This window comes from Providencia sp. 2024EL-00732 (genome assembly GCF_044006275.1).
In the GTDB taxonomy this organism is placed as follows: domain Bacteria; phylum Pseudomonadota; class Gammaproteobacteria; order Enterobacterales; family Enterobacteriaceae; genus Providencia; species Providencia huashanensis.
This window is the reverse complement of record NZ_JBIPDG010000001.1, coordinates 854,877-869,678: the sequence shown is the minus strand read 5'-3', so window position 1 is coordinate 869,678 and position 14,802 is coordinate 854,877. Positions and strand designations below refer to the sequence as shown.

At 38.2% G+C, this 14,802-nt stretch carries 11 protein-coding genes and 1 tRNA gene; 7 read left to right on the top strand and 5 right to left on the bottom strand.

All coding sequences use genetic code 11. The features are described 5' to 3' along the window. The 3 genes from ACHB7C_RS04000 to ACHB7C_RS03990 all read right to left on the bottom strand — a co-directional run bounded on the left by ACHB7C_RS04000 (window position 1) and on the right by ACHB7C_RS03990 (window position 1,671). Window positions 1-85 (bottom strand) — tRNA-Tyr (locus ACHB7C_RS04000). A 158-nt stretch (window positions 86-243) separates the two neighbouring features. Beyond that, window positions 244-1,092: a formyltetrahydrofolate deformylase gene (purU, locus tag ACHB7C_RS03995; RefSeq protein WP_042843633.1), complete on the bottom strand. Its 849-nt coding sequence runs from the start codon at window positions 1,090-1,092 to the stop codon at window positions 244-246. Between the two features lie 99 nt (window positions 1,093-1,191). Next, window positions 1,192-1,671 carry a YchJ family protein gene (locus ACHB7C_RS03990; protein ID WP_129465960.1) on the bottom strand — a complete coding sequence of 160 codons (480 nt, stop codon included), beginning with the start codon at window positions 1,669-1,671 and terminating at the stop codon, window positions 1,192-1,194. 125 nt (window positions 1,672-1,796) lie between these two features. Between ACHB7C_RS03990 and rssB the strand changes: the two genes are divergently transcribed. Continuing rightward, window positions 1,797-2,798 carry a two-component system response regulator RssB gene (gene rssB, locus ACHB7C_RS03985; protein WP_042843635.1) on the top strand — a complete coding sequence of 334 codons (1,002 nt, stop codon included), beginning with the start codon at window positions 1,797-1,799 and terminating at the stop codon, window positions 2,796-2,798. Window positions 2,799-2,964: 166 nt separating this feature from the next. Next, a complete protein-coding gene (galU, locus tag ACHB7C_RS03980) occupies window positions 2,965-3,885 on the top strand; it encodes a UTP--glucose-1-phosphate uridylyltransferase GalU (RefSeq protein ID WP_042843637.1) in 921 nt (306 codons plus the stop codon). 427 nt (window positions 3,886-4,312) lie between these two features. Here the strand turns inward: galU and hns are convergent, their stop codons facing one another. Next, complete coding sequence (gene hns, locus ACHB7C_RS03975) at window positions 4,313-4,723, bottom strand: histone-like nucleoid-structuring protein H-NS (RefSeq protein ID WP_042843638.1); 411 nt, start codon at window positions 4,721-4,723, stop codon at window positions 4,313-4,315. A 530-nt stretch (window positions 4,724-5,253) separates the two neighbouring features. Here hns and ACHB7C_RS03970 point away from each other — a divergent pair. Next, a complete protein-coding gene (locus ACHB7C_RS03970) occupies window positions 5,254-5,883 on the top strand; it encodes a thymidine kinase (protein ID WP_048607277.1) in 630 nt (209 codons plus the stop codon). Between the two features lie 199 nt (window positions 5,884-6,082). Here the strand turns inward: ACHB7C_RS03970 and adhE are convergent, their stop codons facing one another. Continuing rightward, complete coding sequence (gene adhE / locus ACHB7C_RS03965; RefSeq protein WP_042843639.1) at window positions 6,083-8,773, bottom strand: bifunctional acetaldehyde-CoA/alcohol dehydrogenase; 2,691 nt, start codon at window positions 8,771-8,773, stop codon at window positions 6,083-6,085. A gap of 465 nt (window positions 8,774-9,238) precedes the next feature. On the opposite strand from adhE, the gene ACHB7C_RS03960 reads away from it, so the two are divergent. The 4 genes from ACHB7C_RS03960 (at window position 9,239) to oppB (ending at window position 14,788) form a co-directional block, all read left to right on the top strand. Next, the gene (locus ACHB7C_RS03960) at window positions 9,239-9,883 is read left to right on the top strand and encodes a YchE family NAAT transporter (protein WP_042843640.1); all 645 of its coding nucleotides are present in this window, start codon (window positions 9,239-9,241) and stop codon (window positions 9,881-9,883) included. Between the two features lie 558 nt (window positions 9,884-10,441). Next, a complete protein-coding gene (locus tag ACHB7C_RS03955; RefSeq protein WP_042843641.1) occupies window positions 10,442-12,055 on the top strand; it encodes an ABC transporter substrate-binding protein in 1,614 nt (537 codons plus the stop codon). A 99-nt stretch (window positions 12,056-12,154) separates the two neighbouring features. Then, window positions 12,155-13,795, top strand: a complete 1,641-nt coding sequence (gene oppA, locus ACHB7C_RS03950) for an oligopeptide ABC transporter substrate-binding protein OppA (RefSeq protein ID WP_042843642.1) — start codon at window positions 12,155-12,157, stop codon at window positions 13,793-13,795. A gap of 72 nt (window positions 13,796-13,867) precedes the next feature. Further along, window positions 13,868-14,788, top strand: coding sequence for an oligopeptide ABC transporter permease OppB (gene oppB / locus ACHB7C_RS03945; RefSeq protein WP_042843644.1), 921 nt, complete (start codon window positions 13,868-13,870; stop codon window positions 14,786-14,788). The last annotated feature ends 14 nt before the right edge of the window (window positions 14,789-14,802 follow it).

Genomic DNA, 14,802 nt, shown 5'->3' with positions numbered 1-14,802 from the left:
TGGTGGTGGGAGAAGGATTCGAACCTTCGAAGTCTGTGACGGCAGATTTACAGTCTGCTCCCTTTGGCCGCTTGGGTATCCCACCTAATTTTGTATTGCTGTAATCGTTCACAGCGGGCGGCATCATATCAAATGACGCGCCGCTGTAAAGCATTAATTTACAATAAAATACTCGTTTGCTGTTTTTTTGTTCTTAACGCTTGTAATATCAACAATTTATTGTTGTTTAAGCCAGTTTTTGACTTATAAAATAATCGTTCGGTTACCATATACAAATACACGCTGAGCTAATACCCAATATAATGCATGGCTAAGTACATTTTTTTCAACATCTCGGCCAGCACGCATCATGTCATCAGCAGTGAATGTATGGTCTATATTAATCACGTTTTGTGTAATGATTGGTCCCTCATCAAGGTTATCATTTACAAAATGCGCTGTTGCCCCAATAATTTTTACCCCGCGCTCATAGGCTTGGTGGTAAGGTCTAGCACCAATAAACGCAGGTAAGAATGAGTGGTGAATATTGATAATTTGGTTTGGATAATGCTGAACAAATTCTGGTGTTAAAACACGCATATATTTGGCCAGAACCACATAATCAGGCTGATACTGGTCAATTTGAGCTGTCATTTTTTCATCATGTTGTTCACGGGTTAAACCTTCGTGACTAATATGGTGGAATGGAATGCCAAATTGCTCGACCAAGTTCTTCAAGGTGTCATGGTTACCTATAACAGCGGCAATCTCAACATCTAAGCCATCATAAGCACTCTTCATGAGTAAATCACCAAGGCAATGAGCTTCTTTGGTGACCATGATAACAATGCGACGACGTCCAGCTGCGTTTAATTCGCGTTTAGAACCCACAGGCAATGCATCGTCAAGGTCTGCTAATAGAGTTTCATCGTTAAAAATCCCTTCCAGTTCGGTCCTCATAAAGAAACGGCCTGTGCGGTGATCGACAAACTCATTATTCTGTACAATGTTGAGCTGGTGTTTATAGCAAATATTGGTGATTTTCGCGATAAGTCCTTTCGCGTCAGGGCAAATTGTCCTGAGAATTTTCTTTTGTACATTTTTGTGTTGCATGAAACTGTCTAATCCTTAACTAGCAAAGCTTATATAATAAAGCTAATGACAAACTGAGTGTTAAATTTGCGTTGATACAAGTAAATAAACGAGCGATAGCTAACTTGGATTACAGCACTTTTTATATTTTTTGCTAGAACCACAAGGGCATAAGTCATTACGACCCACTTTTGGTGTTATGCCATCTATATAATACCAACGCGAATTTATCCGAATAAAACGGGAACGTTCATGAATAAGTTGTTTATGATCAGCTTTTTCATCAATAAAGCAAGCCGAAAATTCGACATAGCCTTCATCAGGATTTTTAGCATAAGAAGAACTAATAACACAAAGTCCTAGCCATTGTGTCTGTATAAAACTATTGATTAGCTCTTCACGGTATTCCTCGGCATGGCAATCGGGGTGCCATGTCTCAATAAGGTAATCAACATTGTGATGTACATAGGCGCTGTAACGTGAGCGCATGAGTTGCTCAGGTGTCTGAGGAATTGACAAGCCTCGCAAAAAAGGTGAGCAACAATGTTCAAATTGTGCTTCATTACCGCAGCAACATCTATCTTTTGCTTGTGATGGCATAACACTCTCGATAAAAATAAGTATAAGATTGAAAAATCACTATACTTAAATTGTGGGTGAAAAATAATTTTATAGTATGAATAATAGTATTGTTAATTAAACCAGGTCATTGCAGTAGGTATCTTATGAAAAATAGAAAAATACTGATAGTAGAAGACGAAATCACCTTCTGTACAATCTTAAAAAACTACCTTGAGACATTAGGGATAGAGATCTATACCGCAAAAAATGGTCAATTAGCAATAGAAATGATCACAATAAGCCATATAGAACCTGATATCATTCTTTGTGATTTAAATATGCCAGTTATGGATGGCGAAGCATTTATGCGGGAGTTAGTTGCTAGAAATATTAACATTCCGGTGATAGTCATTACAGCAACCACTGATTTTACGCAATTAGACAGAATGTTCCGTTTAGGGGCGACAGATGCGTTATTAAAACCGATAAAAAATTTAGATGAAGTTAAAGTTACCATCCTTTCAGCGTTGTATCCTGAGCAAGACGACTTATCCGAACAAATCGGCGATAATATTTCTGCATTGATGGAAAACAATCCGCAAGACATGCTTACCGTCTTGAAGCAATTGCAGCCGCCAGTACACCAAATAATTAATGGTTATAGAATTAATTATCGCCAACTTAATGAAGCTAATCGGTTTGGTCTGTTGTTAGACTTAGCCGCTATTTCAGATAGCCAAATTGGTTTTTACTGTATAGATACGGAGCGGTCCCATCAAGAAGGCGTCATGGCTGCTTTTTTAATCCGGGTTGTATTTAATGATTTATTGAAAAGCGCCGTTAGCTATCCAGATAAAAAACTACCAAATATTGATAGGATTATTAATCAGATAAATCATTTATTGGAAGATTCCGGTTTTAATGGGCAATTCCCTTTACTGTTGGGGTATTTTAACACGCAAAATAATTCGATCATTATGGCTAGTGCTGGGTTAGAAGCCGATATAACGACAGAAAACTCTCATTTTAAATTGGCAAGAAACCTGCCACTTGGGACACTCAAGTTTTATCAATCGAATCATTTGGAGATAAAAGGGGCTGTCTGGCAGTGTTTAATACGCAATAATAGCCAAAAAATAAAACTAATGTTTAATCCTGAAAATTAATTCATTCTTAAAAAGTGTTGATAACGCGTTTTAAATAGCCGCATTCGGACTCGTCACTATTTATTTGGGATAATTTCCTGATATACTTCCGCGCACTTGAAATGCATCGCTAACATATTTGAACTATGGGGCTAAGATGCGTAGATATTATCTGGAGTTATGACTAATGACACAACGCAAGGTGCGTAAAGCTGTAATACCTGTTGCGGGCTTAGGGACGCGGATGCTACCGGCAACAAAAGCTATTCCAAAAGAGATGCTACCGATTGTTGATAAGCCGCTCATTCAATATGTAGTCAATGAGTGTATTGCTGCTGGGATCAATGAGATAGTTTTGGTTACCCATTCATCAAAAAACTCAATTGAGAACCACTTTGATACTAGCTTCGAGTTAGAGGCCATATTGGAAGCGCGTGTTAAGCGCCAGTTATTGGATGAGGTGCAATCTATTTGCCCAAGTCATGTTACTATCATGCAAACACGTCAAGGGATTGCGAAAGGGTTAGGGCATGCTATTTTATGTGCAAAACCATTAGTGGGTGAAGAGCCATTTGCTGTCATTTTACCTGATGTGATTTTAGACCGTTATAGCACGGATTTAACAAAATTTAATCTACGTGAAATGCTAGAACAGTACGAATCTACGGGGGCTAGCCAAATTCTGGTTGAACCTGTGCCCGAGCAAGAAGTTTCCAATTACGGTATTGTTGATTGTAATGGCGCAGTTCTGCAACCGGGGGACAGCAAAAAAATTATTCGCATGGTAGAAAAACCAAGTCGTGAAGAAGCCCCCTCCAATTTGTCTATTGTTGGTCGTTACGTTTTATCTGAAAAAATATGGGACGCATTAGCAAAAACAGTCCCAGGTGCTGGTGATGAAATACAGCTAACTGATGCAATCGCATTAATGATGGAAAATAATGAACCTGTAGAGGCTTACCACTTATGTGGTAAAAGTCATGACTGTGGAAATAAACTAGGTTACATGAAAGCATTTGTTGAATATGGAATGCAACATGACACTTTAGGAGATGACTTTACCCAGTGGTTGACAGAATTGTCGGCTTCATTGAACGCGCCGAAATAGAAAACTTATTTCAGTAAATTAATTCAAGGCTAACTAGACAAGTTAGCCTTTTTTATAGATAGAGATGAACTATTAACTATAAAGATTAAGTATTAAGGAGTAGAAGCGGCTTTTCTACTCGTTGTTAATTTTACCTCCATGCAGTGCGATAAAAATAGCACTCAGTCACATTAAACAATTGCTTTTGAATTTAATAATGTCTAATTAAAATTACAAATCTTTACCTTGGCGTTTTTATTTAATTGTAAATATTTGATGATTAGTGCAATACCTATTAGAGGCTATAAATTAAGCAAGAATTGTAGGGGGAGGTAGTGGTTATAATGGTTAAGAGACTTTGTAGCTAGAGGCTAATATAAAATAATATATAAAGGTACAAACAAAAACACCCTTTTAAAAAGGGTGTTTGGAATAAAAGATTAGGCGATTAGATCAAGAAATCATCTAATGATTTGCCTTGTTCTTCAATGGCAACTTTGATTACAGCTGGAGTACGGCCTTGGCCTGTCCACGTTTTAGTTTCACCATTTTCATCAACATATTTATATTTAGCTGGACGAGCTGCACGTTTAGCACGAGTGCTTGTGCCTTTACCTGAATCCATTGTTTGCAGAAGGTCATTTAAATCTACGCCTTGCTCAAGAATCATTTCACGAACTTTTTCCAGTTTACGGTTACGTTCTTCTAATTCTGCACGAGCTTGGTTTTCTTCATCACGACGTTCTTCAACAACGACGGTTAATTTTTCCAGCATTTCTTCTAACGATTCTAAAGTTACTTCGCGAGCTTGAGCACGAAGAGTACGGATGTTATTTAACGCTTTTAATGATTCGCTCATTTTCCTGGTCTCAAATTATTTGTTGGCATGTGTACAGTAATAATAGAATGCTATTTTAAATTCTGCAATAGCTAAATTACTTCTCTAGTTTAAAAGTTATCTTTTACGAATGCAATTTTTTTACAAAAGAAAAATAAAACTTTCGTAGATATATATACCGCTATTATCAATAACTGAACTAATGAAAAAAATAGCAATAAGAAAAAAACTTTGTGATTTAATATTTCGCAGTGCTTGTCGAAAGTCGCATTCTACTTTTACTCAGAATGAATTGAAGGGGGATACTAACTTAAATTTTCTTTTTTTGATGATGAATTTTAGCTTAACATGCTTTAGCTGATACGGTTTATAGTTAATATCAAATTGGTTTTTATTGTATATAAGGTAAGCTTTATTAGCGATAAGAAGCAAAATAATTGTAAAAAGGGTTAAATTTTCAATAAGTAAAGTGAGATAGTGTCATTTTGTTAATCTAACGATATGTTTTATGGTAAAATTATTGCGTATATTAATTGTGAGGAAACAGCCAGATGGCTCAGCTTTATTTTTATTATTCAGCAATGAATGCAGGCAAATCAACGTCGTTATTGCAATCATCGTATAACTATAATGAAAGAGGGATGCGTACCGTTATTTTCACAGCAGAGATAGATAATCGCTTTGCTCAGGGGAAAGTATCCTCGCGTATTGGTTTATCTGCTGAAGCGTTGGTTTATTCAACAACGACGGATATGGCAGAGGTTATTAAGCGCGAAAATCAGTTACAGAAAGTGCATTGTGTCCTTATTGATGAATGTCAGTTTTTAACAAAAAAACAAGTTGAAGAATTATGTGACATCGTTGATAACGAGGATATCCCTGTTTTGTGCTATGGACTTCGCACTGATTTTGCTGGGCAACTATTTGCAGGCAGTCAATATTTACTCGCATGGGCAGATAAATTGGTTGAGCTAAAAACCGTATGCTACTGTGGGCGTAAGGCTAATAAGGTATTACGTATAGGAAGTGATGGTATTGCTGTATATGAGGGTGCTCAGGTCGATATAGGCGGTAATGAAAAGTATATATCTGTTTGTCGTAAACACTATTCAGAAGCAATAAAACAAGCGCAAATGATGAATGAAGGGATAATTCCTAAAAAACCAATTCATTTTAGGTAGTTTTATATAGTTACGTGTATGGAAATAAAATAATTATTATAATCTCGTTATGCGAGTAGAAGGTGATATAAAACTAGCTATTAGTAAAAATCATATATATCAACGTTAATATTTAGTACGCCGCAACTCATTTTAAGTCCTCAAAAAAGGCACTGTTTCTATAACAGTGCCTTTGCTAATTTAATAATCTATAAATAAATTATTTTTTAGTGGTTTTCTTTTCAGCTGTTTTTTTCTGAGGAACTTTCTTTTCTATATGTTCGGTAACAGGTGCTGTTGAATGCTCAACAAAATCACGACCATAATAGGAATCCAATAATAATTGTTTAATTTCAGAGATTAATGGATACCTTGGGTTAGCACCAGTACATTGGTCATCAAATGCATCTTCAGATAGTTTATCTACGCGAGCTAAGAAGTCTGCTTCAGGTACCCCTGTCTCACGAATAGATTTTGGAATGCCTAAATCTGCTTTTATTTCATCAAGCCATGCTAATAATTTTTCAATTTTAGCGCCTGTACGATCCCCTGAATCAGTTAAACCGAGATGATCAGCAATTTCAGCATACTGTCGACGTGCGTGAGGACGGTCATATTGGCTAAAGGCTGTTTGCTTAGTTGGATTGTCATTCGCATTGAAACGGATGACATTACAAATCAATAGGGCATTGGCGAGGCCATGTGGAATATGGAACTCTGAACCTAGTTTATGTGCCATTGAGTGACATACCCCTAAGAACGCATTCGCAAATGCAATACCTGCAAGGGTAGCCCCATTATGTACACGCTCCCTAGCGACAGGGTTTTTAGCACCTTCGTGATAGCTGGCAGGTAAATAATCTTTTAATAAACTTAATGCTTTAAGCGCTTGGCCATCGGTAAATTCGTTAGCTAGCACTGAAACATAAGCTTCTAATGCATGGGTCACTGCATCTAGACCGCCAAAGGCAGTTAAAGATTTAGGCATATTCATGACTAAGTTTGCATCAACGATAGCCATGTTCGGGGTGAGTGCGTAATCCGCTAATGGATATTTTTGACCTGTTTTATCATCAGTCACAACCGCAAACGGCGTAACTTCAGAGCCAGTACCCGAAGTAGTTGTAATCGCAACTAGTTTCGCTTTAACGCCCATTTTAGGGAAACGGTGAATACGTTTGCGAATATCCATAAAGCGTAGCGCGAGCTCTTCAAAGTGTGTTTCAGGATGTTCGTACATGACCCACATAATTTTCGCTGCATCCATCGGTGAACCACCACCTAATGCAATAATAACATCAGGGTTGAATGCTTGCATTTGGGCAGCGCCTTTACGTACAACTGTTAATGTTGGGTCTGCTTCAACTTCAAAGAATACGTCTGTTTCAATGTGGTGTTTTTTGAGTACATTGACTACTTCATCAACATAACCATTATTAAATAAATAACCATCAGTGACGATAAAGGCACGTTTCGCACCGTCAGTTGCAATCTCTTCAAGGGCGATAGGTAGGCAACCACGACGGAAGTAGATTGAATTTGGTAGTTTATGCCATAACATGTTTTCAGCTCTCTTCGCCACAGTTTTAGTGTTGATCAAGTGTTTTGGCCCGACGTTTTCGGAAATAGAGTTACCCCCCCAAGAGCCACAACCCAATGTGAGAGAAGGAGCTAGTTTGAAGTTGTATAAGTCACCAATACCACCTTGCGAGGCCGGCGTATTAATTAAAATACGTGCTGTTTTCATTTTTTGGCCGAAGTAGTTCACTCGTTCATGTTGATTGTCTTGGTCGGTGTATAAGCAAGAAGTATGGCCAATCCCTCCCATTTCGACTAATTGTTCAGCTTTGGAGACGGCATCTTCAAAGTTTTTACCACGATACATGGCTAAGAGCGGGGACAGTTTTTCATGGGCAAAGGGTTCTGAATCATCAATAACTTTAACTTCACCTATCAAGATTTTAGTCGTGATAGGGACAGTGATGCCCGCCATTTCGGCAATTTTAACAGCAGGTTGGCCCACAATGGCAGCATTTAAGTTACCATTTTTCAAAATGATTTCTTGAACCGCTTTAAGTTCTTTACCTTGCAGTAAATAGCCGCCATGGCTGGAAAAACGCTCACGAACTTGGTTGTAGATCTCATCCACAACAACAACGGATTGTTCTGAGGCGCAAATAACGCCGTTATCGAAGGTTTTTGACATAAGAATAGATGCAACAGCACGTTTGATATCTGCTGTTTCATCAATCACAACAGGGGTATTACCCGCGCCGACACCAATCGCTGGCTTACCAGAGCTATAGGCTGCTTTAACCATACCTGGTCCACCTGTCGCTAAAATCAGGTTAATATCAGCGTGGTGCATCAATGCATTGGATAATTCAACGGAAGGGGAATCAATCCAGCCAATAATATCTTTTGGTGCACCTGCAGCAATAGCGGCATTAAGTACTATTTCAGCTGCACGATTGGTTGCATTTTTCGCACGTGGATGTGGAGAGAAGATAATGGCATTACGTGTTTTTAGACTAATTAATGATTTAAAAATTGCAGTTGAGGTTGGGTTAGTGGTTGGCACAATGCCACAAATAATACCGATAGGCTCTGCAATCGTTATTGTCCCAAATGTTGGGTCTTCAGATAAAGTCCCACAGGTCTTTTCGTCTTTATAGGCATTATAGATATACTCAGAAGCAAAATGATTTTTTATCACTTTATCTTCAATAATACCCATTCCAGATTCTTCAACAGCGAGTTTTGCTAGGGGGATACGTGCATCAGCGGCAGCGAGAGCAGCAGCACGAAATATTTCGTCAACTTTTTCTTGTGAGAAAGTCGCGAATTCGCGTTGAGCTTTTTTGACACGAGCAACGAGTTCATTGAGTTCGGTAACGTTAGTTACAGACATATAGATTACTCCTGATAAATGTTAAACTTTTTAAGCCAATGAGCAATGTATCGACAAACTGGGCGAAAAAGACTGCCTAAAAGTGAAAGTATAGATAATTCTAATAATAACGCTGCTCATCATCGCCTATTGGCTTAAAAATCTTATTAATCCTGTCTATCAGTTAAGAATAGATTAACAAAATAGGAATTAAATAAAGTGATCTAAATCACGAAAATGCCAAGCTGACACCTTTCAGCAGGCTTATATTCATATACGTTATGTAAGTGTTATTGTTCTATGACTTAATTTAATATGACTAATACATCTGTGGGGAAAAATTCATTCATTACTCACTAAAATAACAAGGAAATTTAGTTTGTTATAGAAAAAATTATTTCGCGCAAGGAAATTGGCACCAGAGGTGATAAAATTAGAAAAGGTATCAATGCATCTCTTAAGAGAACTGTTTAAGGAAATGGCTGAGTGAGCATCGCATTACTCGATTTATCTGGTTACATTAAATTTTTTATTGGTCTTTTTGCACTTGTAAACCCAGTAGGCATTCTACCTGTGTTTATTAGTATGACTAACTATCAAAGTAATGCAGGGAGAAATAAAACTAATACTGTAGCGAATACTTCAGTCGCTATTATTTTATGTACTTCACTACTCATAGGTGACTCAATACTTCAGTTGTTTGGTATCTCCATCGATTCATTTCGCATCGCAGGGGGGATATTAATTGTGACAATCGCAATGTCGATGATTAGTGGAAAAATTGGTGAAGATAAACAGAATAAGCAAGAAAAAACAGAAACTGCAGTAAGAGATAGTATTGGTGTTGTCCCGTTAGCACTACCACTAATGGCCGGTCCGGGGGCAATTAGTTCTTGTATTGTATGGTCATCTCGTTGGCACGGTTGGCAAAACTTTTTGGGTTTAGCGCTGACCAGCATTCTCTTTGCATTTTGTTGTTGGTTGCTATTTCGTTCAGCATCTTTACTTGTTCGTTACCTTGGCCAAACTGGGATTAACGTTGTAACTCGTATTATGGGGCTGTTGCTTATGTCGTTAGGGATTGAGTTTATCGTGACAGGGGTTAAGGCGTTATTTCCTGGGTTGTTATAATTTTTATTCTTTTGCCTATCTAGCTATCTTTGTTGGTTGCAGTGGTTTGTTGCAGCCAACATTCCCTCGAATTGTATTTTCTACTTCTGAATACTAACCATTCATATACAGACTACTTTTATTACCCTCAGATGTCCTCAAAATTAGAGTAATTAACAATTACGGATAACAAATATGTTAACTGTAATTATATGTCGCATTTTTTGCTAAAGTAGGGATAAAAAGTAAGAAATTGTGAGCTACGTAAATTTATTCACTATTCTAATTAGTGTTTGTTAATGATATGTTTGGAACCACAAAAAAGGCGATACTGCTTTTTGGGTGCAGTAATTTTTTTATCATAATGTTATTAAAGTATATTTTTTACTTTTGCATGATTATTTGAATATTCATATAAAGTTTTTATGCGCAAGAATGTTAAAAACTTGTTATTGATATTTATTGGGGAGAGCGCTATTTACTTTAATAAACAGCAAACTTGATAGTTATAACAATCAACTAATTTTGTAGAGAAGGCTGCTAATGCAGTGATAGCGCCATCAATTAATCATGAGGGATATGATGATCAAATCAAAAATGGGTTTTGGTGCACTCTCGATATTATTTATTACGCTTCAGGCTAATGCGACAGATACGGCAATTAAGTCACCGCAGGTGATCACGATAAACAATGGCTCAGAAGTCACATCACTTGACCCTCATAAAGTGGAAGGGGTACCAGAAAGCAATATTATTTTAAACTTACTTGAAGGGTTAGTTTACAGCGATATCGACGGAAAAGTAGCGCCTGGGGTCGCGGAAAGTTGGACAAATGACAATTATATAACGTGGGTTTTCACTTTACGGCAAGGGGCTAAATGGAGTGATGGTACGCCAGTTACTGCTGAAGATTTCGTTTATAGCTGGCAGCGGTTATCGGACCCAAGTACAGGGTCTCCTTATTCGAGTTATTTACAAAATGCGTATATTTTAAATGCCGATGCTATTTTAGCCGGTAAATTACCTCCGACGGCGTTGGGTGTTAAAGCGCTTGATCCTCAGCATTTACAAGTGACACTTAGCCATCCAGTTCCCTATTTTGTCGATATGCTTTCTCATACATCATTGAAACCTGTTAATAAGAAGGCAATAGAGCAGCACGGTGAAAAATGGACTCAACCACAAAATTTTGTAGGCAATGGGGCTTATTTACTTGATAAGTGGGTCGTTAATGAACGTATTGTAGTAAAACGTAACCCATATTATTGGAACAATGACAGTAGCCGTATAGACCAAGCTACATTTTTAGCGATTACCTCAGAGGTCAGTGATATTAACCGTTACCGTAGTGGTGAGATAGATATCAGCAATTCTGCAATCCCGCCTGTTCTGTATAAAAAAATGCAGCAAGAAAAGCCGGATGAACTGTATGTTCGCCCTTATTTATGTACATTTTATTATGAAATAAATAACCAGAAACCGCCATTCAATGACCCACGAGTACGTGAGGCAATTAAGCTAGGGTTAGATAGAGAGACAATAACCAATAAAGTTATGGCGCAAGGGCAAGTCGCAGCTTATGGGTTTACACCAACTTTTATCAATAATGGGAATTTTACGTTACCTGAATGGGCCGATTTAACCCAAGAACAGCGTTATAAGAAGGCCAAAGAGTTACTTTTAGAAGCCGGTTATAATAAAGCAAACCCGTTAAAATTTTCATTACTCTATAACACTTCAGATCAGAATAAACAGCAAGCTATCGTCGCAGCCTCTATGTGGAAAAAAAATATAGGGGCGCAGGTGACTTTACAAAACCAAGAATGGAAGACGTCATTACAAAGCCGTCATGAAGGCCATTATGATGTCGCTAGAGCGACTTGGTGTGCAGATTATAATGAGCCTACTGCTTTTCTAAACATGATGTTGTCACAAAATAGTAATAATACTGCATTTTATAGTAATTCTGCTTTTGATGCGTTACTTGCACAGGCTTTAACTGCTCCTGATGACCAATCTCGTCATGATATATATCAGCAAGCTGAAGCCTTGTTGGACAAGGACTCGGCCATAGTTCCTGTTTATTATCGCGTTAGTGCGCGCATGATAAAACCTACGATTAATGGATTTAAAGGCAAAGACCCTCTTGATTATACGGATATTAAACGGTTATATATAAATGAACCTAATTAATAATATCTAAATAATTATAAAAAGTGTTCACTATTCTAGGTTTTAGTGAATATGAACAACACACAATCATAATAAATATGAACGGGAGTAACCGATAAGATGAGTAAATTAATCAATAAATCGATTATTGCACTTAGCGTGACCGCAGGGCTGGCTGTGGGGTCAATAGCGACGAGTTTTGCGGCAGTTGTTCCTGCGGGTGTGGAACTTGCAGAGAAGCAGGTGATGGTGCGTAATAATGGGTCGGAACCTCAATCGTTAGACCCGCATAAAATTGAAGGGGTACCTGAGTCAGCATTAGCGCGGGATCTTTTTGAGGGGATCACAATTGTCGGCCCTGACGGTGAGATTTTACCTGGCTCAGCAGTTAGCTGGGAAAATAAAGATTTTAAAGAGTGGACGTTTAAAATACGTGATGATGCAAAATGGTCCAATGGTGACCCTGTCACAGCAGAGGATTTTGTCTATAGTTGGCAACGTTTAGCAGACCCTGATACGGCATCACCTTACGCAAGTTACTTACAGTATGCACATATTCAAAATGTTGACGATATTATTGCAGGTAAGAAAAAGCCTCAAGAGCTTGGTGTTAAGGCTCTTGATGATAAAACATTAGTTATTTCACTTAGCGAAGCCGTACCTTATATTCCTAAGCTATTAGCTCACTCATCTATGTCGCCAGTGAATAAAAAAACCATCGAACAGCATGGCGCAAAATGGACTCAGCCACAAAATTTCGTGGGTAATGGCGCGTATAAATTAAAAGGTTGGACGGTGAATGAACGTATTGTGTTAGAGCGTAGCCCTAGTTATTGGGATAATGCGAATACTGTAATTGACCAAGTGACTTTCTTACCGATTTCTTCCGAAGTGACTGATGTTAACCGCTATCGTAGTGGTGAAATCGATATGACTTATAGTAATTTACCGATTGAGCAGTTTAAAAGCTTACAACAAAATATGCCAAATGAGTTAAAAGTGAGCCCATATCTGTGTACTTACTATTATGAAATCAATAATGAGAAACCACCGTTTAATGATCCGAAAGTCCGTGAAGCTCTAAAATTATCCATGGATAGAGATATCATTACTTATAAAGTGAAGGCGCAAGGAGATATCCCAGCGTATGGCTTTACTCCTCCATTTACCAGCGGAATGAAAGCTGAAAAGCCTGACTGGTATGCGAATATGACCCAAGAGCAACGCAATGAAAAAGCCAAACAGTTACTTGAAGAGGCCGGCTACAATAAAGGGAACCCATTAAAATTCAATTTACTGTACAACACTTCAGATTTACATAAACGTATCGCAATAGCCGCTTCTTCTATGTGGAAAAAGAATATAGGCGCGGAAGTTAAATTAGAAAACCAAGAATGGAAAACTTTTTTAGATAGCCGACATCAAGGTAATTATGATGTTGCTCGTGCTGGTTGGTGTGCTGATTATAATGAACCGTCATCTTTCCTCAATATGTTACTTTCCTACAGCAGTAATAATACCGTTCACTATAAAAATACAGATTTTGATGCCGTAATGAAAAAAACATTGCAAGTCAAAACAGATGAAGAGCGGGCGGCGCTCTATCAGCAGGCTGAAGAATTACTCGATAAAGACTCAGGTGTTGTTCCTCTTTACTACTACGTTAATACGCGTTTGGTAAAACCTTATGTTGGTGGTTACAGTGGCAAAGACCCGTTAGATAACCTGCATACTAAAGACTTATATATTATCAAACACTAATAAACTTGTTCTGGCTCCATTTAGTGTGGAGCCAGATATTAGCCTAATAGGCAATAGATGTAGGAAAGAGCAATGTTTAAATTCATTTTGCGTCGGTTGCTAGAAGCGATCCCGACGTTACTGATCCTTATTACAATCTCATTTTTTATGATGCGCTTGGCGCCAGGAAGCCCTTTTACAGGGGAACGTAAACTCCCGCCTGAAGTTATGGCCAACATTGAAGCGAAATATCATCTCAATGACCCAATGTATAAACAGTATTTCAATTATTTGATTCAGTTATCCAAAGGGGATTTTGGCCCATCATTTAAATACAAAGATTATAGTGTTAATGACCTCGTTGCTAAGGCTTTCCCAGTGTCAGCAAAGTTAGGTGCAACGGCATTTATTATTGCGGTTCTTTTTGGTGTTTCAGCCGGGGTTATTGCGGCGCTAAACCAAAATACTAAATGGGATTTTACAGTCATGGGGTTTGCCATGACGGGGGTTGTCATCCCCAGCTTTGTTGTAGCACCACTATTGGTGCTGATTTTTGCCATTCATTTGAAATGGCTCCCTGGTGGTGGCTGGGATGGCGGTAACCTTAAACACATGGTTTTACCCATGGTTGCATTGTCATTAGCTTATATTGCTAGTATTTCCCGTATAACTCGCGGGTCGATGATCGAGATTATGCACTCAAATTTTATTCGTACTGCACGCGCGAAAGGGTTACCCCTAAGAACTATTATTCTACGTCACGCATTGAAACCGGCTTTGCTTCCTGTGCTTTCTTATATGGGGCCAGCATTCGTTGGGATCATTACGGGGTCAATGGTCATTGAGACAATTTTTGGCTTACCGGGCATTGGCCAGCTTTTTGTTAATGGAGCACTTAACCGTGACTATTCATTAGTACTAAGTTTAACAATTTTAGTGGGTGTATTAACCATTGCATTTAATGCAATTGTTGATGTGTTGTATGCCGTTATTGACCCTAAAATTCGTTACTAAGCCGGAGAAACACT